26 protein-coding genes are annotated in these 22,717 nt (G+C 53.7%); 10 read left to right on the forward strand and 16 right to left on the reverse strand.

Features of this window, described 5'->3' with window-relative positions; genetic code table 11:
- Positions 1 to 8 precede the first annotated feature (8 nt).
- The 12 genes from KJZ99_09660 to KJZ99_09715 form a co-directional block, all read right to left on the reverse strand.
- The gene (locus KJZ99_09660; protein MCL4306168.1) at positions 9 to 518 is read right to left on the reverse strand and encodes a hypothetical protein; all 510 of its coding nucleotides are present in this window, start codon (positions 516 to 518) and stop codon (positions 9 to 11) included.
- Complete coding sequence (locus KJZ99_09665) at positions 482 to 1,060, reverse strand: hypothetical protein (protein MCL4306169.1); 579 nt, start codon at positions 1,058 to 1,060, stop codon at positions 482 to 484. The genes KJZ99_09660 and KJZ99_09665 overlap by 37 nt, the downstream gene beginning before the upstream one ends.
- The gene (locus tag KJZ99_09670; protein ID MCL4306170.1) at positions 1,057 to 2,331 is read right to left on the reverse strand and encodes a sodium:proton antiporter; all 1,275 of its coding nucleotides are present in this window, start codon (positions 2,329 to 2,331) and stop codon (positions 1,057 to 1,059) included. Before KJZ99_09670 ends, KJZ99_09665 begins: the two co-directional genes overlap by 4 nt.
- Before the next feature lie 28 nt (positions 2,332 to 2,359).
- Complete coding sequence (locus KJZ99_09675) at positions 2,360 to 3,148, reverse strand: hypothetical protein (protein MCL4306171.1); 789 nt, start codon at positions 3,146 to 3,148, stop codon at positions 2,360 to 2,362.
- Complete coding sequence (locus KJZ99_09680; GenBank protein ID MCL4306172.1) at positions 3,124 to 3,570, reverse strand: NUDIX hydrolase; 447 nt, start codon at positions 3,568 to 3,570, stop codon at positions 3,124 to 3,126. The genes KJZ99_09675 and KJZ99_09680 overlap by 25 nt, the downstream gene beginning before the upstream one ends.
- Entirely contained in the window at positions 3,570 to 4,109 is a 540-nt protein-coding gene (locus KJZ99_09685; protein ID MCL4306173.1) for an RsmD family RNA methyltransferase, read from the reverse strand. Before KJZ99_09685 ends, KJZ99_09680 begins: the two co-directional genes overlap by 1 nt.
- A gap of 40 nt (positions 4,110 to 4,149) precedes the next feature.
- Positions 4,150 to 4,362, reverse strand: coding sequence for a ComEA family DNA-binding protein (locus KJZ99_09690; GenBank protein ID MCL4306174.1), 213 nt, complete (start codon positions 4,360 to 4,362; stop codon positions 4,150 to 4,152).
- A gap of 188 nt (positions 4,363 to 4,550) precedes the next feature.
- The gene (gene dnaJ, locus KJZ99_09695; protein ID MCL4306175.1) at positions 4,551 to 5,699 is read right to left on the reverse strand and encodes a molecular chaperone DnaJ; all 1,149 of its coding nucleotides are present in this window, start codon (positions 5,697 to 5,699) and stop codon (positions 4,551 to 4,553) included.
- Positions 5,700 to 6,281 (reverse strand): nucleotide exchange factor GrpE, encoded by a 582-nt coding sequence (locus KJZ99_09700; protein ID MCL4306176.1) that lies wholly within the window; start codon positions 6,279 to 6,281, stop codon positions 5,700 to 5,702.
- Positions 6,282 to 6,290: 9 nt separating this feature from the next.
- On the reverse strand, positions 6,291 to 7,331 hold the full coding sequence (hrcA, locus tag KJZ99_09705; protein ID MCL4306177.1) for a heat-inducible transcription repressor HrcA: 1,041 nt from the start codon (positions 7,329 to 7,331) through the stop codon (positions 6,291 to 6,293).
- A gap of 255 nt (positions 7,332 to 7,586) precedes the next feature.
- Positions 7,587 to 8,156, reverse strand: coding sequence for a hypothetical protein (locus tag KJZ99_09710; protein ID MCL4306178.1), 570 nt, complete (start codon positions 8,154 to 8,156; stop codon positions 7,587 to 7,589).
- 17 nt (positions 8,157 to 8,173) lie between these two features.
- Positions 8,174 to 8,752: a hypothetical protein gene (locus tag KJZ99_09715; protein MCL4306179.1), complete on the reverse strand. Its 579-nt coding sequence runs from the start codon at positions 8,750 to 8,752 to the stop codon at positions 8,174 to 8,176.
- Between the two features lie 165 nt (positions 8,753 to 8,917).
- On the opposite strand from KJZ99_09715, the gene KJZ99_09720 reads away from it, so the two are divergent.
- The gene (locus tag KJZ99_09720) at positions 8,918 to 10,246 is read left to right on the forward strand and encodes a T9SS type A sorting domain-containing protein (protein ID MCL4306180.1); all 1,329 of its coding nucleotides are present in this window, start codon (positions 8,918 to 8,920) and stop codon (positions 10,244 to 10,246) included.
- A 68-nt stretch (positions 10,247 to 10,314) separates the two neighbouring features.
- Here the strand turns inward: KJZ99_09720 and KJZ99_09725 are convergent, their stop codons facing one another.
- On the reverse strand, positions 10,315 to 10,830 hold the full coding sequence (locus KJZ99_09725; protein MCL4306181.1) for an SRPBCC domain-containing protein: 516 nt from the start codon (positions 10,828 to 10,830) through the stop codon (positions 10,315 to 10,317).
- A 22-nt stretch (positions 10,831 to 10,852) separates the two neighbouring features.
- A complete protein-coding gene (locus KJZ99_09730; GenBank protein ID MCL4306182.1) occupies positions 10,853 to 11,452 on the reverse strand; it encodes a hypothetical protein in 600 nt (199 codons plus the stop codon).
- Between the two features lie 277 nt (positions 11,453 to 11,729).
- Between KJZ99_09730 and KJZ99_09735 the strand changes: the two genes are divergently transcribed.
- The 5 genes from KJZ99_09735 to KJZ99_09755 all read left to right on the forward strand — a co-directional run bounded on the left by KJZ99_09735 (position 11,730) and on the right by KJZ99_09755 (position 15,511).
- Positions 11,730 to 12,350 carry a TetR/AcrR family transcriptional regulator gene (locus KJZ99_09735; protein ID MCL4306183.1) on the forward strand — a complete coding sequence of 207 codons (621 nt, stop codon included), beginning with the start codon at positions 11,730 to 11,732 and terminating at the stop codon, positions 12,348 to 12,350.
- 132 nt (positions 12,351 to 12,482) lie between these two features.
- Positions 12,483 to 13,082, forward strand: coding sequence for a hypothetical protein (locus KJZ99_09740; protein MCL4306184.1), 600 nt, complete (start codon positions 12,483 to 12,485; stop codon positions 13,080 to 13,082).
- Positions 13,083 to 13,201: 119 nt separating this feature from the next.
- The gene (locus KJZ99_09745; GenBank protein ID MCL4306185.1) at positions 13,202 to 14,266 is read left to right on the forward strand and encodes a L,D-transpeptidase; all 1,065 of its coding nucleotides are present in this window, start codon (positions 13,202 to 13,204) and stop codon (positions 14,264 to 14,266) included.
- Positions 14,263 to 14,904, forward strand: coding sequence for a L,D-transpeptidase (locus KJZ99_09750; protein ID MCL4306186.1), 642 nt, complete (start codon positions 14,263 to 14,265; stop codon positions 14,902 to 14,904). The genes KJZ99_09745 and KJZ99_09750 overlap by 4 nt, the downstream gene beginning before the upstream one ends.
- Positions 14,894 to 15,511, forward strand: a complete 618-nt coding sequence (locus KJZ99_09755) for a hypothetical protein (GenBank protein MCL4306187.1) — start codon at positions 14,894 to 14,896, stop codon at positions 15,509 to 15,511. The genes KJZ99_09750 and KJZ99_09755 overlap by 11 nt, the downstream gene beginning before the upstream one ends.
- Before the next feature lie 73 nt (positions 15,512 to 15,584).
- Here the strand turns inward: KJZ99_09755 and KJZ99_09760 are convergent, their stop codons facing one another.
- On the reverse strand, positions 15,585 to 17,240 hold the full coding sequence (locus tag KJZ99_09760) for a T9SS type A sorting domain-containing protein (GenBank protein ID MCL4306188.1): 1,656 nt from the start codon (positions 17,238 to 17,240) through the stop codon (positions 15,585 to 15,587).
- 358 nt (positions 17,241 to 17,598) lie between these two features.
- On the opposite strand from KJZ99_09760, the gene KJZ99_09765 reads away from it, so the two are divergent.
- The 4 genes from KJZ99_09765 (at position 17,599) to KJZ99_09780 (ending at position 20,331) form a co-directional block, all read left to right on the forward strand.
- Entirely contained in the window at positions 17,599 to 18,177 is a 579-nt protein-coding gene (locus tag KJZ99_09765; protein ID MCL4306189.1) for an aminodeoxychorismate/anthranilate synthase component II, read from the forward strand.
- Positions 18,178 to 18,395: 218 nt separating this feature from the next.
- Complete coding sequence (locus KJZ99_09770) at positions 18,396 to 18,905, forward strand: TlpA family protein disulfide reductase (protein ID MCL4306190.1); 510 nt, start codon at positions 18,396 to 18,398, stop codon at positions 18,903 to 18,905.
- A 44-nt stretch (positions 18,906 to 18,949) separates the two neighbouring features.
- Complete coding sequence (gene trxA, locus KJZ99_09775) at positions 18,950 to 19,291, forward strand: thioredoxin (GenBank protein ID MCL4306191.1); 342 nt, start codon at positions 18,950 to 18,952, stop codon at positions 19,289 to 19,291.
- A gap of 86 nt (positions 19,292 to 19,377) precedes the next feature.
- Positions 19,378 to 20,331 (forward strand): NmrA/HSCARG family protein, encoded by a 954-nt coding sequence (locus KJZ99_09780; GenBank protein ID MCL4306192.1) that lies wholly within the window; start codon positions 19,378 to 19,380, stop codon positions 20,329 to 20,331.
- A gap of 126 nt (positions 20,332 to 20,457) precedes the next feature.
- On the opposite strand, the gene KJZ99_09785 is transcribed toward KJZ99_09780, so the two are convergent.
- Entirely contained in the window at positions 20,458 to 22,587 is a 2,130-nt protein-coding gene (locus tag KJZ99_09785; protein MCL4306193.1) for a hypothetical protein, read from the reverse strand.
- Positions 22,588 to 22,717: the final 130 nt, after the last annotated feature.

Consider the following 22,717-nt stretch of genomic DNA (forward strand, 5'->3'; position numbering starts at 1 on the left):
AATATAAATTAGAATTCTTCCTGCCAGAACAAGACGCGAAACCGATCGTCGGCAGGTTTCATTACTGTAAATCTTGCAAACCCAATGAGCGGCGATAAGTTGTCCAGAACAAGCTGATACTGCGCTCGAAACTCAATCAAACTGTCCGAGGTTGCGAGCTCCAACGTTTCGCTTGGGATTCCCGCCCAAATCAGAGAGATGCGATCATATGCACGGAATAGTCGAGCTGTTGCACGCAAATCTGTTTCGCGAAACCAGCCGTCGTGCCGCTGCAAGTCGAGATCAAAGTAGCGGAATTGAAACGACTCATCCAACAGCTCTGAGTAACGCAGGGAATCCTCAAGCTCATAGGCAGTGACAAAATTCTCCAGCAACCCGCCGACAGTCTGCGCGTCAGACCAAATTGTGCCCGCATCGCCGCGCAGTGCCGGCGCAAATGGATTCGTGCAGCTTGTCGCGACGACGGCAGCAAGCAGAATGGTCAGCGCGATTGCACGAGTGCCTTGAGATCGCTCCATGAGGCAAGCTCCTCGGTTCGACGATCGGACCACCCGACGATCTCCCAATACCCCTGACTCCCAATTCTCATTGAAAACTCAGCTTCTCCGGCCATCGGTCCGGGTGCACCGCTTAGCGCGACCTGAGCCGTTAGATCGTATCGAGTCGTCACGCGAGCTGTATCACCTATGACAGTCTGTTCCGTTGCGGTAAACAAAACGAAGATAACGCTGTCCCGCGGCAGCACACCCTCACCAAGCAGACTGTTAATATGTGCCAGTTCACGTGCATAGTCCCAATCAGCGATTGAGGGCTGCTGCAATAGGACCTGCGGATCAGCGAAAAAGGCAAAACTGTCCGGCTGAAATGAGCGCATATAGTTTGACGCGTTCCGCTCAAACAATGCCAAAGTCAGATTGGTCAGAACTTCCGATGGCGTGAGAGGAACCTCCCAACTTCCACGCGCACCGACAGGGTCTTCCGGGTCGCGAGTCTGAAACAGATCGCAACCAATGACCAGCACGGCCGTCAAGAGGAAGATGGATACAGCAAGTTTGCTCAAATTACCATGAACCAGGTCAACAGCAGCACCGGCGCGAGAAACGGCAGCGAGTACTTGACTATATACTCAACGAAGGTTGGCGTCGGGAGCTTCTCGTGCTCGGCGATTGCTTTGCACATGAAATTCGGACCGTTCCCGATATACGTAACCGCACCGAAAAACACAGCGGCGATTGAAATGGTTCGCAACATGTCTGGGTGTTCAATCGCGAATCGCATGACTTCTGCCTTGCTTCCGACGTCCATATCATAGAGTCCCATGGCGGTCGTCAGGAAATTCAAGTACGTCGGCGCGTTATCGAGTGCGGCGGAGAGGCCGCCAGTAAGCCAATAAAACTGCGTGGCTGTTTGAATACCAAGTGCACCCGCATTGTGCGCAAGCCAATCCAGTGCCGGCATCATCGCGGCAAATATACCGAAGAACAGGATTGCAACTTCCTGCACGGGGTGGAAGTTGAAGTTGTTGCGTTCGTGAATATGCTTCGGCGTAAGGAAGTAAGATCCGACCGCGGCACCTATCATCAGGAATTCCCGTACAAGCAGAGGCTTTTGCACAAACGCTGCGCCAATGATGATTGCCAGAAACGGCAAATTCACAAGCCCGCGAACGCGGAATCTATCTTCCAGTTCGGCAGCTTCGTGCTCGAACTCGGAGTGCTTATCATATTCGCGCTTGTCCAGTATATAAAAGAGGAATAGCAGGATCGAAATTGCAATGGCCCACTTGTACCAAAGCATTTCAAAGACCCAGAAGAACGGTACACCTCTTAGATAGCCGAGAAACAACGGCGGATCGCCGATCGGCGTCAGCGCTCCACCGCAATTGGATACGATGAAGATAAAGAACGCAATGTGATACTTCTGGAACCGCCATGAATTGCCGCGCATAAACGGCCTTATCAGGATCATGGATGCGCCGGTTGTACCGACCAAGTTCGCAAGTACCGCGCCTATTCCAAGAATTGCAAGATTCTGATGTGGTGTCAAGCGACCGGTCATCGCGACAAGCAGGCCGCCGGAAACCACATACAGTGATCCGATTAAAGCAATAAAAGAGAAATACTCGTGCCCGACGTGCAAGACGTGCTCGGTCGCGTGTCTGCCAAGAATATAGTAACCAACAACTAGCAGACCCAAAGGCACCGTCAGCCACGGATAGTACTTCTCCCAGAACTTCGGATTGATCAACGGCCAGATGGCAATCTGGAGCAGAATCAAGGCAAAGGGGATCGCCCAGAAGAGCGTCGGTGGATCGCCACCGAGTGAAAGCAGTGGTAGAGTCGCTGGAAGAGTCAAGATTTTACGTCAGGTGTGTGACCGAGCGCCGGATCCACTCGGTAAGGGTTGGGCGAAAGTTTTCACGTGCAGCTTTTGTTTCTCTGCATCGTCGCGGAATCTCAATATGCATTCCAATTTGACAGACATCTCGGTGTAAAGAACCAAACTGCTTGGCGCGCATTGCAAGATATCGCAGTTTGTCTATCGGTTCAATGGCAAGCTCAGGTGCCCCGGCCTGCAACTTCGCAACCTCGTAATAACTCTGTTTGATCGCGTGAGCGGTGCTGGAGTCAATGCCAACGGTTGCAACTTCAATGTTCGCATGGCGACGATGGCCGTGCAACTCGATCAGCAACGTGAGCGGAAATCCTCCGCACGCCTCTTGCAATGCCTTCACGTACGCTCGAAAGACAATTCTAGCGCGGTCCGTCTCATGTTCAGCGCTTCCTCTTCCTTCCGACTCGGTGGGACGGTTCACGTGAATGTGTCTGCCGATTGAAGCTGGAATCCGGTTCCCGTCATCATCACGAAAGTTCCTTGCAAGCACTTCGCCGCAACTCAAGTCGGCAGCCAGTCGATTTGCGAAATACTCCGTCCAGTTGTCGAAGCTCACGTGAGGTGCGGCCACCACAATCGCCGGTACTGTGTCGCAGATTCGCTTAACGACAATTTCGGTGGGAATCAGTTCCTGCAGTTTCTCCCGCAGACCTTCGCGCGTATACTCCCTCCCATCGCTCGCTGAGTAAAGCGCAACACCAGACCTAAGCGCAGACGACAGTTCCGTGATCAAGCGATTGTCAGCGTCATCCATCGTTCATAGCGGTCAAATACTTCCAGGAGGCTCTCGCTAAGGTATCCAAAGCCGCGCTCGTCTTGGGTCAGAACGTCGCCACTCGCAATTTCTTCACGACTTGCCCAGATCCACTCTGAATGCTCGCGGCTGAGTATAGGTTCTCCGCTTTCGGATCGCGCCACGTAATTGATGCACAGGAGTGGTTCAGACTCGCTGCTGATTCTGCCATACCAGGTATGAGCTACACCGATGATCTGAACGTCAAGTCTTGTTTCCTCCCGAATCTCACGAAGCACACCTGCGACCGGATCTTCCCCGACCTCAAGGCGGCCGCCAGGCGGCGCAAATACAAATGGAGAAGCCGTTCGCTTCAGCAGAAGTAGCCGGCCGTTTCGGAAGACGTAGGCCGCCGCTGCCACGCGGTGCGTAAGTGTTGACATCAGATGCTGTCCAGTATGCTGACGGTTGTGTCGCCGAATACTCGAGACTTGCGAAGTTTCAGCCCCACAATATCTGGCGGGGCCTGCCGTTTTGAGTGTTCAAACACGATTACTCCTCCTGAAGCCAGAAGCTTGGAATCGAGAATCTGATCCATTAAATCAGCAGGATTTACCTTTTCGTAGGGAGGATCTGCGAAGATGATGTTGAAAGGTTCGGTAAATCGACCAGCGGTATGCAGGAAATGCAGAACGTCTTCGCAGTGCACGACTGAGCGATCTTCAAGGTGATATTGCAGGAGCGCGCGCTTCATCCGCTTCTCGGCTTCGCGCGATTTGTCGACAAATACAGCGACGTCTGCACCTCGCTTCAAGGCCATCACTCCATAGGATCCGACGCCTGCATACAAATCCAGCACACGGGTACCTGGAATGTCAGCACGTAGCATGTCAAAGACCGACTCCAGTGTCCTCGCCGAGGTGGGGCGCAACTCGATGTGCCCCTTTCCGCGGCGCAAACCGGCGGAGATGCGGACTGCCATGTTCAGTCTCCTTGCAAAAGACCACTCCAAGTGGTCGATGTCACAGTTGAGTAATCGTAACGCGCTCGCGCAAGACAGCCAACTTCTTCGGCCCGATACCCGAAACATTTTCGAGCTCGTCAATTGATTGAAACGGACCATTCGCGTTCCGATAGGCTATGATGCGCTCAGCGAGAACAGGGCCGATGCCGGGCAAATGCTCCAACCGCTCCGCGTCTGCGGAATTTAGATCGACGGGCTTTGCGAGTTCCATGGATCTGGCCCGTAGAGCAGAATCTGCCAGCGCGACCAATTCAGGGTTGCGGCCAAGAGACACAAGTCGCGCCTTTCCAGCTGAACTCCTGCCTGTCCATTGCTCTCGCAGCTCCAGCGCAGTTCCAGTCAGAAAACTCAACCCCAACAGCCAAAGGAGTGCACGACGACTAAAGTCAAATTTCCAAATCACTGCCCAAATGCTTCTTTGACTCGACCAAAGAACCCCTTCTCATTGGTTTGGACTTTGAAGTTCTCGCTGTCACGGAGTTTCTCGATCATGCCCCGTTCCGTGGAGCTTAGTTTCCTCGGCACGTGAAGATCTATTTCCACCAGTTGATCACCGCGACCGTATCCGTTCAAAGCCGGCAGCCCTTTGCCCCGCATACGCAGTATCTTTCCTGGTGTTAATCCGGCTTCTAACTTCAATTGTGCTTTGCCGGACAATGTCGGCACTTCAACAGTGTCGCCAAGAAGTAGCTGAGGAATTGAAACTCTCAGCTTGTAGATAATGTTGTCTCCATCCCGCTCGAAATACTCATGATCCCGTTCTTCGATCAAGACAATCAAATCTCCTGCGGGGCCGTTTCGCGGCCCCGAATGCCCTTCCCCACGAAGCGTCAAGTACTGTCCACTTGCGACGCCCGCCGGAATGTCAACATGAATCGTGTCCTCGACACGCACACGACCTTCTCCGTTACATGTCTTGCAGGGATTTGCTACAACCTTGCCTTCTCCGTGACATTGCGGACAGGTCTGAACATTGACGAACTGACCGAGAATTGTCCGTGACACCTGACGGACTTGCCCTTGACCGCGACATGTGGGACATTCCGTCGGCGCGCTTCCTGATGCCGCACCGCTTCCCTTGCACGTTTCGCATGGCCGCAATCGCTTGACCCGAATTGTCTTGCGGACACCTTCAGAAATCTCCTCAAGCGTCAAGGATAGCTTCAGCTGTAAATCATTTCCCCGCACACGAGCCGAACCACGCCCTCCCCCGCGCGACTGACCGAAAAAGTCGCCAAACATGCCGCCTTCCATGAATTGGCGGAGCGCATCTGATAAGTCAAACTCAAAACTTCCGCCTTGCTGCCCGGGTCGAAATCCTCCTCCAGCCATGGCATGCCCGAAGCGGTCATACTGTGCTCGCTTATCCTGATCTGACAACACTGCGTAGGCTTCGCCTACTTCCTTGAATTTCTCTTCGGCGGTTGCATCGCCTTTATTACGGTCCGGGTGATACTGCATCGCGAGCTTGCGGTAAGCCTTCTTAATCTCCTCCTGTGTCGCACCGCGATTTACACCCAGCACCTCATAATAGTCGCGCTTCGCCATCTACTCTTGATCCTCCCCTTCTCGCTGCTCCTCTTCCGGCTCGCAAGAAACGATCACTTGTGCGTGACGAATCACTCGCTCCCCGAGCCGATAGCCCGGCGTTACCTCCTCCAGCACCACGTTCGCTGGAAAACCTGCACGCGGCTGCATCATGATCGCATCGTGTTCCTCGGGATTGAACACCTTCCCTCTGCACTCGAGTTTCGTAATCCGCTGCGATTCGAGGTAACTCTTGAACTTCTGCTGTATCAACTCAATCCCGCGGCGCAAGCTCGCTTCATCAGCACTCGCATTCTCCACCGTGCGATTCATATCATCGTAGACAGTCAATAAATTCAGGAGCAGACTCTCCGCGACGCTGTCTCGCAGCAATTCAATTTCCGCTCGCGTACGCTTGCGGAAATTGTCAAACTCCGCAAGAGCGCGGACATATTTGTCTCTCCACTCCTCCGCTTCGCGACGAGCAAGCTCCAGCTCGTTACTCTGAGACGACTCGAGCGATGGGCCTTCCGACGTAACTTGGGTCTCGTCGATTCCCAGAGAATCCATTACTTCACGGTCTTTGTTGTTAGGTTCGTTCATATCTATCTATTACGAAAGGCGTTTTGTGACCACGCGCGCGGTGTATTCAAGAAGCGTCGTCAGCCGCGAATAGTCCATCCGCGTCGGACCGATCACTCCAAGTTTCCCTGCACTGGAAGCCGTCTTGTAGTCCGCGGCGATCACAGACAGCTCTTTGGCTCTTGAATCGAGATTCTCGCGGCCAATCGTTATTGATATCGGTCCCCGCAGATCGGGACTCTGCAGCAAGTGAATGATGATATCTTTGTCTTCCACTAGCTCGATAATCCCGCGCATCGAACCGGGTGTCGAAAACTCCGGCTGATTGATGACCTGTGCTCGTCCGCCGATCTTCACATTATCTGTTGTCGAAAAGTTAAACAACTCGTCTGTTGACTCTACGAATAGCCTGATCAGGCTTTGGGGAGTCTCCCCGAGATTCTGCATCCGCTCCGCGATCTGCCCGCGAATCTCGCCAACCCTTAATCCTGCGAGGCGGCGATTCAGAGCCCTTGTCACCTCGTGAACCGACTTCTCACTCATCTCCTGATCAAGTTCGAGCATGATCGACTTCATCGGGCCGGACTTCAGGCTGATGACAACCAGCAATCTGCGCTCGGACAAGCGCGCGAGTTCAATCCGGTCCAGCACCGCGCTCTGCAGCTCAGGAATCACGACCACGCCTAATAAATGAGAAGCGGACGCCAAGACACGCGTCGTCGCGTCAAGCACTGACTCGAGTTCAGCGGGAACCGATTCAATTTCACGCTCGATACTCTCGCGTTCTTCACCTGACAAGTCGGCAAGCTCCATGATATCGTCCACGTAGAGACGGTACCCGAGATCCGAGGGCATCCGCCCCGCCGAAGTGTGCGGATGACTAAGAAGCCCCATTTCTTCAAGATCCGCCATGACATTTCGAATCGTCGCAGCAGACAGATTTATCCCGAACTTTCGCGCAATATGCCGGGATCCCACCGGATTTGCCGTCAGGATAAAGTGCTGAACAACTGCGCGCAGGATCAGCCGCTCACGGTCAGTCAGCTTCGGATTTGGTCGTTGTATCGTCATTGGGCGTATTGAGTCTAATCTAATAAGATAACGAGATATCGGCCCATTGTCAAGCCCAACCGATATACCCAACCACTATACAATTAATTACTTGCACGGTTTCGAGCACCTTTGGGACTTTTGCCTGCGGATTGTTGCCGACGGCCGGTCAATACCCACTCTGCGCCTCTCTTACCCGCGGCTGCCTGTCAAGTTCCCAAACGAAAACGCCCGGCAGGAAACTGTCGGGCGTCGCACATCGTACAGTGTGATTCGCTAAATGCTGCCGGTGATGTGGAAACCGAACACGACTCCTGTCAGAGTGAAGCAGTAAACATCCTCATTCCCCAACCCAAATGCTTGAAACTTCCCTACCTGAATCGCCTCCACCAAGCGGTCGGTGTTCTGCAGCATCTCAATCGTTTCGCGACACAAGAACTGGCGCGTTTGATTCGGGGCCAAAGCCAGCCCCTCAAACACCTTAAATGCGTCCGATCGGCTCCGTACCGCAACCGGGTTGCCGGCGGGATCAAAGTTCAGATCCATCACGATCCAAATCTCCCCTGACACCGGAGTGCTCAGGTGATTCTCGGCCAAGACGCTGATGCAGCCGTCCTCGACGCCTTCAATGGTGAAGTCGCTCCAGTCGCTATTGTCTGTCAGGTCCACCGTCACGCCTTCCATCTGTGCATCCAGCACTCCCCCGCCGCGTACCGACGTGCTGCGTGTGTCAGTCGTAATCGTTCCGTCCACCTCTTGCGAAACGAAGGCAGTGCCCGAGACAAAGCCGCATCCGCTAACGAACAGCAGCAGGGCAGCCGAGCATGCTAAGTAGATTTTGTTCATTTTGCTCTCCTTGTCGCTTAGTTGGAGGATTTGGCTTTAATCGGAATGAAATACTGGACGCCGAGCATTGTCTGCCAGTTCTTCCGCGAAGCATTGTTGTCATGGAACGGCATAACCAAAAGAGACGTCATCACATCAAGATAGATCTTCCTCTGGTAAAGGTTGAAACCTGCACCGAAGCCTCCGCTCATGCCGGTGAGTGTCTCATCCTCCTTGTAGTCCGCACCAGCCGCAACAGAGTTGGACGACACTCCAAGATGGAGGTACGGCCAGAAGCTGGCAGGGTCCTTTTTGGCCAAAAGGAGGTTCAGGCCAAAACCGGTGAGCGTTCCGCCCGGAATCGTCAGCGTAGGTTCACCCGGAAAGTCGATGTCCTCTTCAACGTCTCCCTGCGAGCTGCTCCTGAAGAGTACCTGACCGTGCAGCGGCCCAACAATATTTCCCCGAACCGAGATCCCGAACATCGGTCCTTGGCCTACATCCTCCTGGATGACAGGAAGATCAAATCCGCCATGCAAACCCACGCCAAGTGGGTAGTCGGCCAGAGCTGGCAAGGCCAACAGCCCTGTCACCAAAAGGATTCCCAAGATTCTCATTAACTTGCTCCTTGAGTAAAGTGGAATTCACAGGCAATGTACAAACAGATTGTCTAAGTATCAACAATTTCTAACTATTCAAAAACTTTCGTCGTGTTCGCTTCCGAGTTTGTTTTCCTCCAACAGGTTGACTACATTGTGACTTGCCTATCTGGAGGAACCTCTATGTTTCTTGCTTGTGTACTCTTCTCTTTTGCTCTGGTCCTGCCCGCAGTCGCCGACCCGGGCGATACGACTGTCGTCATCACCTTTACCCAAGAACTGCACAACTTTGCCGCGGGCGGCCGCGATAACATCGCCACCTTTACGTTCCCTGAGCCAAGCCTCGAGTGCAGTCAGATTACGATGGTCTACCGTCTCGACTGTCCGAGCGCCCCAGGCGACTGCGACCCATGGGACAGAACTGCCCGCCTTTATGTGCAGCGTGCCCTGACCGACTCGACCCACGAAGACATCGAAATCGCGCGCGTCATTACTCCCTATGACATAACCGGCAGCGGCAGGCCGGGCCATTGCCAATGGGAATTCGACATGATGGAGTATCAGTCTCTGTTGCGCGGCGAGGTGACTCTCCACAGCTTTGTCGACACTTGGATTGGCGGCAATCAAGGCTGGCTGGTCACCTGTACTTTCTACTTTGTGGAAGGGGATATGGCCATCACACCTTATCGAGTTGAACAGCTTTGGAACTACGGCGGGCTGGTGTATGGGAATCCGGACAATCCCATTGACAACTATCTTGACTTCTCGTTTGTGCCCGTAGATGCGCAGGCAGAGTTCGCCACCGTGCGGCTTTGGACCACCGGACACGGGCAGGGCAACACCCACAACGCCGCTGAATTCTCGCAGAAAAGGCACGGGGTGTGGGTTGGACTGGATTACTATGAACACCTGCTATGGCGTAACGACTGTGCATCTAATCCGTGCAGTCCGCAAGGCGGTACATGGCAATTCAATCGTGCCGGCTGGTGTCCGGGTGACCGCGTGTTCCCGTGGGACATCCCTTTTCTCCAAGTTGAACCCGGCTCCACAATTGATATCTGGCCGACCATTGAGACATACGAAAATCTCTGTCGACCAAACAACCCGGATTGTGTTTCCGGTGTAACCTGCACGGACTGCAACTACAACAGTACGGGTCATACGGAACCCGTCTATATCACGGCAGGGCAGGTCATCTTCTGGACCACCCAAAGTGTGGACGCGGGCGAGACACCTATCCCTGTTCCCGCGTCCGCAGTTCTACACCAGAACTTTCCGAATCCGTTCAATCCTCAGACTACGATTTCCTTTACGCTTGCGTCAGAAGGGCAAACACTATTGCAGGTGTTTGATGTCCAGGGACGTGAGGTACAGACTCTGCTGAATCGTAACCTCCCTCGTGGACAGCATCAAGTGCGCTTCGATGGCACCGGCTTGGCCAGCGGCGTCTACTTCACAAGATTGGAGACTCGAAACGAAGTCTTCACGCGGAAAATGTTGCTGATGAAGTGACAGAAACTCGCTCCATCGGAAAGCCCCCGCGTGCGCGGGGGCTTTTTGTATCGACAATTGATTGTCTGCTATTTGTGCTTGCCCGCTGAGACATAAGGAGCGAACGCCTCAAACACGAAATGGCTCCACACCTTATCCACGATTGCGGCAAGTTCCTCGTTCACTTGACCGAGCATTTGCACCGTGACTGTGAGCTGCGTGCTGTCACCGTCTGCAGAAAATTCGTAAGTCACCACGTTCGTCAGTGCCCGACCCGAAAGACCCAGCGGTCCTTCGTAGCGTATCATTGCCGGTCGGTCAGCAAGTATGACTGTCGCATGAAGTGCGCCGTTGCCTTGATCGTCAAACTCCTCGATGAATCGGCCACCCACCCAGGGTTCGAGGCGCAGAGCGTGCGGCTGTTCGCGAAAAGAGTGATCCCACCAACCCGAGATGTCCCCTGTCATTGCGTCGAAGATTTCTGTGGTCGATCCCGGCAGTTTTGCCTTCTGCACACTCGTGAAACTGCCGTCCGAGTTGATTGTCAACTCCGCGCGACTCCCGATGGCGAACAACAGGATGATTGTGAGTCCCGCCTTTCCCATACTCTCCCTCCTGAATCGAAGTTTATGGCAATGTGACTTGATGCTCGGACTTGATTGTCCAACCCGAACCGAACCCGCTGATTCGCAAAGCCTCTTCCCAGTTGAATCGGGAGAGCCTTCGCAACAGGGCCGGATTGCGGAGCGTGTAGCTTCCGTCGCTCCGGACCGTAATCCCCCAAGTTATGCCAGCCAGCTGAGTCACCGACTTTGGCCCGGTGCGTTTCACTAACCACGACTCGAAATTAAAACCGCTGTCATGGGTCGGGCGGTCCAATAACCAGTATCTTCCATCCGCAAACACTCTGCTTGACAGAACTGGATTAGTGTAGTCTTTAACAGAGTAGTATGCAGGGTCCTCGTCTTCGCCTCTTGCTCCCGGCAGGCCTGATCCCCCGCTCTGAGGATCAATTCGCGGGTAGCCCGGCCTATCTTGTCGTTCCGCAAGCTGCCACCACTCGACTTCTTGTTCGCGAATTCCCAGTTCGCCGTAAGGCTCGAAAGCCAGTCGCAAATCGCCCTCAGGACCCAATGGCCGAACTATGATCCATCCAAGTGTGTCCTGCCCCGCAATGACCGCGAAAGCATCGCCGCTTGCAGAAGAATCAGCCCCATTCCTCGCCATGCCCTGCAAAATGATCAAAGCCGCCAGCCCAATCCCCGCACACAGCAAGGTCAGTTGGCTGCGTGGGCGAAGAAATATGGGCTTAGCAGGGAGAGGAGTTATAGTTTCGTAGATATGTGACACAGGTTACAGAACAGCCTACGACTTGTTTGTAACTACAAGATAATAAAGTAAATCTTTTGCCGCACAATCTCTTACAGCTTGATCTGCAACTTGCGAACCTCCTGTTAATTTCGTATACTGTGTTCCAACAATGAACACTGTTCAGAGGGTATGAGTGGCGATAGTTGACCGTAAGTTGCGGGAAAAAGCTGAGATGCGCTCCAGAATTCTGGAGTCTGCTAAAGCTTTGTTCGCGGAAGACGGTTTTCAAAATGTCTCTATCCGTAAGATTGCCGACAAGATCGAGTATAGCCCGGCGACTATCTATCTGTATTTTAAGGATAAAGACGCTATTCTGTTCGCCCTCCATAATGAAGGGTTTCGCGCGCTGTTTACCCGTCAACGTGATTTTGTCAGAATCGCTGACCCAGTCCAGCGACTTCGCAAACTTCTCAGCGGATACCTCGACTTTGCCTTGGAAGAGCCTGAATATTATGATCTTATGTTCATGCTTTTCACGCCTCTTCCTAAGCTGCTGAGAACATCTGAATGGCGGTTCGGACGAAGGGCCTATAGAACGTTGCATCATACCATTGTCGAGTGTCAGGGTCGAGGATACCTCGCAGGGACATCTCCGGACGCCGCGGCACTTGGCATGTGGGGCGCCGTTCACGGAATCGCCGCGCTACTCCTGCGGCGTAGGGCTTCCATGCTGCCTGAGGAAGACCTGCCACGACTGGCTCGTGAGGGCGTGGCCATGCTTGAGCAGCATCTGCTGCCCGCGAAACCAAAGTAGAATTTCTCCTGTTAATTAATCGTTCCAGTAAGATAGTCGGTAAGCGATTTATCGCTTGCCCACGGGCCGCCAAGGTTACCCGGCCGCAACGACCCCGTGTCAATCCACTCCACCGGGTTTAGGAAGGACACCATGAAGAAGACGTTGTTTGTAGCTCTTTGGGTCGCACCGCTGCTGTTCTTGGCGGGTTGCGCTGAACCGCCGAAGGCGGAATCTGATGCCGCCAATGCCGCTTTGCAGGCTGCTAAGACTGCAGAAGCTGATCAGTATGCCGGTCAGGCATACAATGCCGCGCGTGATACGCTGAATGCCGCGTTGGCCGCAGTGAAGGAGCAGGATGGCAAGTTCGCGCTGTTCCGCAACTACGACGCCGCCAAGGCGCAGTTGGTCAAGGCCACTGAAATGGCCAATCAAGCCGGTCAGGCCGCTGCCGCTGAGAAGGATCGCCTGAAGAATGAACTCACAACCATGCAGATGGAGCTTGTCGCTGCTTTGGCTGCCGCTGACACCGCGTTGATGAAGGCTCCGGTCGGCAAGGGCAACAAGGCTGACATCGAGTTGATAAAGAGCGATCTGTCCGCCGCACGCACGGCCTTTGATGCCGCCGTGGCTGATTTCAATCAGGGCAAGTATCTGACCGCGCGTACCAAGATGCAGACTGTCAGACAGCGCGTCACGAACATCACCAACGAAATCGCAACCGCGACTGAAAAGGCCAAAGGCAAGAAGTAGGATTCATGTGCCGCGTATGCGGCATCTGAAGTGATCGAAAGCAGGGAGCCGCACACCCGGTGCGGCTCCCTGTATGTTCAAAGGACAAAAACTCTCAACGACTTTCTCTCTCTATTCGGATGCCCCGCCTCTACGTCGCTGTTTTGCTCATCTCCCTCGCCATCCTTGGCGCAGGGTGTGATACTCCGCCGCTCGCAGATATGGTTCGGGCCGAGTCGGCGCTCGTCCGCTGCCGCACCGGCATCATAAAACAGTATGCCTCCGCTGAAGTTGAAGCCGGCGAAGTTGCAATGCAGAAAGCCCGCGAGGAGATGGCTTATCAGCAGGGACGCTGGTCATTGCTTCGCAAGTACGACTCGGCGGACTCCCTGATTGCCTACGCTCGGTCGCTGATTCAGATTGCCGAAGACTCAGCGGCCGTCCGGCGAGCGACGGCCTATGCGTACGCCAAGAGCGAGATTGATGATCTCGGCGAAGATCTCTCGCTGTGGCGCAAATCGCTCGACCAGAAGTTGACTCTTTACGGCGCTGAAAAACTCTGGACTCTCGCCCAGATGAGTCAGGCAAATGCCATCAGCTTGATGACACAAGAGGATTTGGAAGGTGCACTGGAATCCGCACAAGAATGCCGAGAACATCTGGCCGCGCTGCGAGACGCCCTGAATAACCACGATGTTGATGAGCAAGAGCGAATTCGCATGGCCAGAACATGGGTCGCGCATACGCTTGAGAACAGCCGGCGGAACGGAAACGTCGCGATTATCGTTGATAAAGAAGAGAAGATGCTCCACGTCATTGATAGTGGAAAGAAAATAAAATCATATCGTTGCGACCTCGGTTTCAATGCCGCGTATCAGAAGATGTTCGCAGGCGACGGCGCGACGCCAGAAGGCCGCTACCAAGTTACCAAGGTCGTGCATTCAAGCCGCTACTTCAAAGCGCTCCTGCTTGATTATCCTAACGAAGATGACAAAAAGCGCTTTGCCGCAAACAAACGCTCTGGTCGAATCTCTCAGCGCGCGGGTATCGGCAAACTTATCGAAATTCACGGACACGGCGGACAGAACAAAGACTGGACCGACGGATGTGTCGCCCTTGCCGACCGTGATATGCTCGATATTCTGAAATTCGCGACAGTCGGAACACCCGTCACTATCGTGCGAAAATTGGAGGGCTTCCAATGATCAGAATTGTCCTTATTATTGTCGTCGTGATCGGCGTGCTGGTCTCGCTGGCTTTTGCGCTCTCCAGCAAACCTGCCGAACTCCCAACGCCGCAAATTATCGCACGGATGGACTCTCTGCTCGCAACACCGCCTGATGAGAAATCGCTGAGCAAGGAAGTCAAGCAGTTGCGCAAGGAGCTTGAAAAAAGTGTTCCTAAGTCAAAGTATGTCGTCATTGACCGAAACAGCAATACAGCCTATCTCCGCACAGCTGATTCCGTGTTATACAAAGCGGTTTGCTCCACCGGTTCGGGGGGTGAGTTAACCGATCCCAAGAGCGGCCGCAAATGGGTCTTTCACACTCCCAGCGGTGTCTTTGCCATCAAAAACAAGATCGTTGAACCGTGGTGGCGCAAGCCTGACTGGGCCTTCATTGAAGACAATGAGCCGATTCCCTCCAACAATTCTGACCGGTTGGACCCGAACGTCATGGGTGACTACGCCATGGGATTTGGTGACGGTTACTTTATTCACGGCACTCTCTACGAAAGACTATTAGGAATGTCGGTCAGCCACGGCTGTGTTCGACTCGGCTCGGATGACTTGAAATACATCTACGACCGTGTCCCCATCGGGACAGGAGTCTATGTTTACTAAGTGGGGACTTACCGCCGCCTTACTGATTGCAAGCTGTCACGCTGCTCTGGCACAGTCCGACAGCTTACTCAAAGAGTGGCGCTCTCTGACTGTGCGCAACGAGCTGGTCAAGTCGAACGCTCCTTACCTTGTGCTGGATTCCCAGTCACAGAGGGTAGAGATTCGATTGGGTGGCGGCGTGGTCTGGGAAATGGAAGAAGACTCCGGGACGGCCAAACTGAATGTCAAGAAGTTCATCGAGGACTTTCATCCCGATTCCGCGCTTGTCTATAGCGTCGCATCGGTTCAGCTTCTGAAATATGAACCTCGCTTCCCCGATTCATTGCTCGAAATCGTCAGCGGAGCTATGGATATGGATCCTTCTCTCTTGCAGCGTGAGATTCCGGTGATGTTCGAAGTGCAGTGGAGGCACGGTCCAAAGCTCTTGGTTCATTCCAAGCCGGAAGGACAGCCCATTCCAGTCCAGATCTCTTGGCGCGTGAAACTTGATCGTTGGCTGTCTAAGTTCGGCGGGTCGGCGGTGTATGATGTGCAGATCGATCGCGAACATGCATTGACTTTGTATCGTGTCCTGCGCGAAGGCGCGCCCCTCCTCGTTATCCGATAGAATTTCGACTTCCTTAAACATGAACGGGGCCTCCCAAATGGGAGGCCCCGCTGCATTGCTTATGCGGCCCTGCTTACTTTAGCAATAGCATCTTGCGCGTTGCCGTGAAGTTCCCGGCATCGAGGCGGTAGAAGTACACTCCGCTCGGCAGTGATGCGGCATCAAAGGACACCGTATAGGAACCGGCAGTCTGGCTGCGGCTCACAAGCGTCGTCACTTCTTCGCCCGTGACTGTGAAAATCTTCAACGTCACCTTGGCGGCATCCGCCAGCGTATAGCTGATGTTCGTCTCGGGGTTGAACGGGTTCGGGAAATTCTGCGCCAATGCAAACTCGCTCACTGTCCCTGTTCCGCGCGGTGTCGCGCTGGCGATCTGCGAATGCACGCTACGGCTGCCATCAAGGTCAACGATCGTCAAGCGATAGTTGTAAGCCGTGCCGGCAACGACGTTGCCGTCGGTGAACGTATAATGTGTCTCCGACGAGCTTTCACCGCGAGCTTGCAGCTGAGCGACGGTCGACCACGCATTCAGGTCGGTCGAGCGGTCCAGTATGAAGTGACTGGTCGCTTGCTCAGTGGCAGTGCTCCAATTCACGCGAACCGCATTCTCCAGACCGACGGCGCTGAACGATGCCATCTGCACGGGCAGAATGTCGTCAATCGTGATGCAGAAACAACCTGCGTAGTCGTCGCCGTCCGGTGGAATCAACTGCCGATTTGCGTCAGCGAGCAGACACAGCACGAGATACCAGTTCATGTCCTCGCCTTGACGAATCTCCCAGCTGATCTCGCCGCTGCCCGGCGAACAGTCCGGAACATCACACTCAATGCAGCCCGGAACGTACGTGAAATCCGTAAACACCGGCGGATTGTACGGTGTGTTCAAGTGAATCCACAGTTCCTGCGCACAGCAACACAAACTAACACAGTAGGAACCTGCTCCGGAAATCTCACCCGGTCCCCACGTCTCGCAGCAGTAAACCTGAATGTCGAGCGTCTGCGGTTGGCCGTTGTCAACAATACTGGCAAGGCGGTTGCCGCCGCATTCCCAATTGCAAACTCCGCCGTCATTGCGCTGGAACTTGTATTGAATCGAGGGATTCGAGCCACCGACAAAGACAAACGTGCCCTCCCAGATTCCGTCGTTGTTGAAATCGTTCATTGCGCCGTTCGGATTGCACATGCTCCAGCCGAGGAAGTCGCCTGTGAAGAACACGCCGCCTTCGAACAAGTCGGGGTTCACACAGTTCATATCCACGCGGAACGTAACTGCCACATCGGCCGAGAGGCCCGGCTGAATATGCAGCGTAAATGGCGGGCTGTTGCCTGCCTGATCCTGCGCGCCTTCATACCAGCTATCGTCAGAGATGTCGCGAATCCTGACATAGAAATAGGTGTCTTCTCCACCTACTGTCGAACTGGAGGGAATCGTCCCCCACCATTCATCGTTGTTGCCGATCTCCACGTTGTAGGCCATCATCACGGAATCATAATCTGCGGCGCTGGCGGTCTTGTAGTACAACCAGCCTTCTACGTCTGCGCACGGGCCGGGCGAATCCGTACAGCCGCCCTTCCAAACCTGCACGTAGACTCCGATGTTGTCGGTCGGGAGATAAGTTTGGCCGCTCGTGGGCCAAATCTGGCCGGCCCAGCCAATTGCTGCATGAGCACTTGTTGTGCCGAGGGCCATTAGCGTTAAACAGATAAACAAGGTCTTAAAAGATTTCATAAAACTGCTCCGTATCCTTTCATGGTGACATGTTGTTGCAGACGCAGTATAGCTAATATATTCTTCATGGACTCTGATGTCAATATGTCGGTATACTAATAATGATTTTCATGGCAGTTTGCCCGTTTCGTCACAGGAATCAAACCTCTTATTAACCGGATGTTTATTCTATATCTATGGCTTTTGGTTGGTTTGCAAACGGTGCAAATACATTGCTGAACAACAATGACCCACTCTATTGGGAGGCGTGAACTTGAGACTTCCAGAAACTTGACAGTCCACTTTCATCTGAATATCTTCCGTCAGCCTCTGGCATGCATGGTTAACTCCCGCATATTCTCCAACTAATTCCCTTAATTTGATTTTCATTCTCGACAATTACGATTCATTTACTTTTAATCTCGTCCAAGCTGTCAACAGACTTGGAGTTGAAACAGTCACCGCGAGAAATGACGAAATCACCGCCGCAGAAGTCCTTGAGTTAGGCCCTTCAGGAATTATCCTCTCGCCCGGGCCGGGGAGACCCGAAAATGCGGGAAATATGCCGAAAATACTAAGTGCTGCGCTGGATAAAGTCCCGATTCTCGGCGTCTGTCTGGGTCACCAAATGATCGGTTTGCTGTTGGGGGCACAAGTGGTAGCTGCTTCCAATATCGTCCACGGAAAGTCAACAAGAATACACCATGACGGACTTGGCGTGTTTCATGGCCTGCCCAATCCGTTTTCCGCTGGTCGGTACCATTCCCTAATCGTTTCCCCGGAGGCCCTACCCGAAGACTTAACAATCTCGGCGCGAACTGACGGAGGCGAAATCATGGGGTTACGTCACCGGAGGCTACCCGTTGAGGGAGTCCAATTCCACCCTGAATCGATCCTGACCCCGGAGGGCGATCTGTTGCTTCTGAATTTTGTTCGGTTAACTTCTGGTTGTGTCTGACGTCCCCTGCAGACCCGTGAATCCTTCTCTAAGTTCTTGTTTGGATTAACCAAACATGGGATGCGTTGAGTGCGGCCGAAAGCTTGTAAGTCCTTCAGAAAATCTGTATCTTCTGAGACTTGGAACAATTGGCCATGTGCCTTCGTTAACCTTCTGATCCCTCGGGAGCCGACACGATGATGTCAAACAAAAATTCACACAAGGTTTTGCAAATCACTATGAAGACACTTTTCTCCCTGATGCTGGCGACGTTCGTGCTCGCTTCCGTCGGTTGCGGCCAATCGGGCGCCAAGCAGGAGGCCGTCAAGGTTGCCGATGCAAAGAAACTGAATTTCACCTACCAAACGACCGAAGGGCAGACGGTGGACGCACGCCAATTCTACGGCAAGGTCGTCATCGTCGACATTTGGGATACGTGGTGTGGTCCCTGTCGGAAAGGTATTCCGCATTTCGTCGAACTTTACGACCAGTACAATGGGCAAGTTGAAATCGTGGGTTTGGCCTTTGGCCGCTATGGCGCACCGAAAGTCAAGGAATTCGCGGACCAGATGAAGATCAATTATCCTAACGGTCTCTTTAGCGACGAAGCCGCTACGCAGTTTGGTCGCCCGCGCTCGATTCCCACCTGCTTCATCATTGACAAGAAAGGTGAAATCGTCGAGACTGTGGTTGGCTATCGCCCGAAAGAGTATTTTGAGGAAAAGATTCAGGCTCTGCTGAAGTCTTAATCCCCGGACAAGTATATATTGCAAATTATTGTGGAGTTTCTATCATGCCGAATACCGCTGCAGCCGCCGTGCTGAAGGTTACTGATCAGTCCTTCGGTGATACCGTTAAGTCAAACAAACTGTTGGTCGTGGATTGTTACGCGGATTGGTGCGGCCCCTGTCGCATGATTGCGCCGATCGTTGAGGATCTTGCCAATGAATACGCAGGTCGTGTGGCATTTGCAAAAGTAGACGTGGATCAGTCTCCCGATGTCAGCCGTCAGTTCCATGTCAGTTCGATTCCCACCCTCTTGTTCTTCAAGAATGGGGAAATGGTGGATCGCCAGATCGGTGCCCTGCCCAAGCACGCCTTGCAAGCTCGCGTCGAGTCGCTGCTCGCAAATTGATCCTCATTCCGTAGTTCTCATGTTATTAGCCCCGTGAGATCATGGGGCTATTCATTTCTCTACAAACCAAACTCTCGGGGAGAAACATGTCCGACAAAAAGACAATTGCAGTTATGGGGGCCACCGGTGCCCAGGGTGGCGGATTGGTACGAGCCATACTCGCCAATCCGCAAAGTGGCTTTACGGCTCGAGCCGTGACTCGCGATCCCAATTCCGAAAAGGCCAAGGCACTTGCCGCACTCGGTGCTGAGGTGGTAGCCGCTGATATTGAAGATGTCGAGAGCTTAAAGCGCGCGTACAACGGCGCCTACGGCGTCTTCGGCGTTACGTTCTTCTGGGATCACTTCAGTCCGCAAAAGGAAACAGCGCACGCTAAGGCTATGGCTGACGCAGCAAAAGCGGTTGGTGTCAAGCACTTCATTTGGTCAACTCTTGAAGACACGCGGAAGTTCATGCCGCTCAGTGACACGCGCATGCCCACGCTGCAGGAAGCTTACAAGGTTCCGCACTTCGACGGAAAAGGCGAAGTGGATGCCTACTTTGCGGAAATCGGTGTGCCGACAACCAATCTGCTAACCAGCTTCTATTGGGACAATCTTGTCCACTTCGGTCTTGGCCCGCAGAAGACTCCGGAAGGGAACCTTGCCATCTTTATTCCCATGGGCGACAAGCTCCTTCCGGGAATTGCAGCTGAAGATATCGGCAAGTGCGCATTTGGTATTTTCCAGCGCGGAGAGGAGTACATCGGCAAGACGGTCGGCATCGCCGGCGACCACCTTACCGCTGATTCTATGGCAGCCGAGTTGACCCGCGCCATCGGCAAGCAGATCGTCAACGTGTCGCTGCCTTTTGAAGTCTATCGCGGTTTGGGATTCCCGGGTGCCGACGACATGGGGAACATGTTTCAATTCAAGCACGACTTCGAAAAAGAGTTCGTCGGTGCGCGTGACTTAAACGTCTCACGTTCGCTGAATCCCGAACTCAAGAGCTTCGCTCAATGGTTGAAGGAATACGCATCGCGCATCCCGATTCCTGAATAAGACTGCTGTGATCCCAGCGAAAGACCTCCCCGAAGGGACTCTTGCGCTCCAAGGCGATGAACATGTGAGAGGCAAAACAGAGAACCCCGGCCATTGGCCGGGGTTCTTAATGTTCAACTTCTCAATTTAGTTGCGTTTGGCTACAACTCTAAAACACTCCGCTTCTTCACTCGCGAAGATGACCAGCTCCGTTCCCGTTGTTGTCATCGGCGGATTCGGCCAGGTTCCGTACTCGGTTGATGCATAGACATCATATGCCGTCGCTCCGAATATCGGAGTCCAGCGCAGATGCAGACTGTCTCCTTCAACTTGCATCGTCAACTCAGGCGCGGCCAGCGGTCCAATCACTTCCTGAATGAACCACTGTGCATTCTGAGGAGTGATCTGCACGTGATCCTGATTGTTCACTGGATAGTAGACCGAATCAAATGGTGTTAAGTCATAAAGATTCGGTGCACCTGCAATATTGAAGAACGGATCTGCCACATTCAGGTCCAGCGCGCTGATCGATGGAATGAAGCAGTGCGAGGGATAGAGAGCCTGAATATCGCCGTACGGTGCCGGCACAGCGGCCAGCTCTTCCATCGTGGCAGTTAATCCGCCGGGTGCGTTGTCCCACGGCAGGCACGGCGCAATGAATACATTGCTGAATCTGTCCGGCAGTGGCCAAATGACGTTGATCTCACCCTGCAACACACGGGTATTGACCGTGTTGCTGACTGCCCATACATTGCCGCGAATATCCACAAGAAAGCTGTCATACACCCAGCGAATGATCTGTGCACCCGGCGCGTATCCGCTGTTCTGCTGCGTGCTGCTTCCATTAATAACTGAAACCAGCCGCGGCTGCGACGGATAGTCTCCCAGTGAGGCTAAATCGCTCTGCAGAGCCGCAAACAACGGATCGGGGTTCGCCGTCCCGCTCCCGGATGACGAGAAGTGATACAGAAGCAGCTGGCGAGGAGCTGGAGTCAAGAGTGCGTCTCGAGCCGCGGCCGCTTCCGCCGCCTCGCTCGCAAAGAAGTCCGCCCAGTGCTGTATTCCAACCGGTATGTTTGCGCCGTTCTGCGGCGAATCAACTGAAATGAACGTCGACACGTTATGCTCGAGATTGTTCGCTTCCATGTAGGTCAGAGCATATCGTGTCGTGATGCCGCCGAGACTCGTCCCGATCATTACCAGAGGATGAATTCCGCCCGTCGCGGAGTTGATCTCCTCTATCAACTCCTGAACCAGGAACGCGTTGTCTTGAACGTGCATGGTCGAGTTGCCGTAGTTCAGCACAACAGCATCGAATCCGATCTCAAGCAATGTCTCGATGAGCAACTCCTGATTCATCAAGTCGTATAGCTCGTCCCAATTCAAACTGTTGTTCAAATCCAGGCCTTCCACCAGCACGATAGGACGGGTGAGCATACTGTGTCCCGGCGCGTACAGGATATACGCCTCGCCGCTCGCAGGAGTCCCCGAGAAGCTGTGGCTTGCGGTAAGCTGCCATGTCTCAGAAGGTGCGGGCGCGTCAAGCGAGCGCACGTCGAGGCGCGTCCGTGCGAATAGAACCTCACCGGAAGCCAACGTAACTCGCGCCGTGATTAGCTTCTCGCCCGTCGTGGCGTAGGATATGAGAGTTTTCTCTTCCGCGATTTTCCTATATCCCGAGCCATCAGAGAAGTCAACATCGAGAGAGGCAATCTCTCCGGCGTTTCCGAACATGTGACGCTCCCGGTCGAATTTGAAGACAACGTCTTCGCCGTGATAGGTCCATTCGTTCAGCACAGTCATTGCAACCGTGCGCTCGGTGGTCAGTAATTCTGTTCGCATTCCGGTTATCTGCCCGTTGTCATACTGAAGCAGGCTGTCCATGAGCCATTTGTCCGCGACGCGTTGATACTCATAGATCATCAGCATCAGCGGATAGTCGCCCGCGCGCTGCGCAATCTGACGGTCGCGGCGAAGTTCATCATACGCAGGAATCGTGTTCGGCGTCAAAGATGCACGCTTCAACTCGAACGCAATCTGCTCCCACGTCGAAAACGTCGCTGCGGGAGCCGCAAGTGTGCCATCGAAGTGCTCCAGTCCGGAGAGCGGTGTCGCGAGATCGTAAAGGATGCCGCTCGACAGCGGACTTTCTTTCATCCCGCCATACCGCGACTCCAACTGGCCCACGATCATGCTTTTCAATTCATCCAACTCGACACTCCCGAAAACCAACCGCGGAAGCACGACAAGAAACGCAAACAACGAAATTCTCATCATCAGCAATACACCTGTTCTTTGAAAGTTGGCTCACTTCTTAAGGTACGACCTCGCCCTTGAATCTGCAAGCCTCTTAGACCACAAAACAGCCCTCGACGCGTGTCGAGGGCTGCTTCACCTGTGCCTTTTT

It is taken from the genome of bacterium (assembly GCA_023382385.1).
Classification (GTDB): Bacteria; Electryoneota; RPQS01; order RPQS01; family RPQS01; genus JABWCQ01.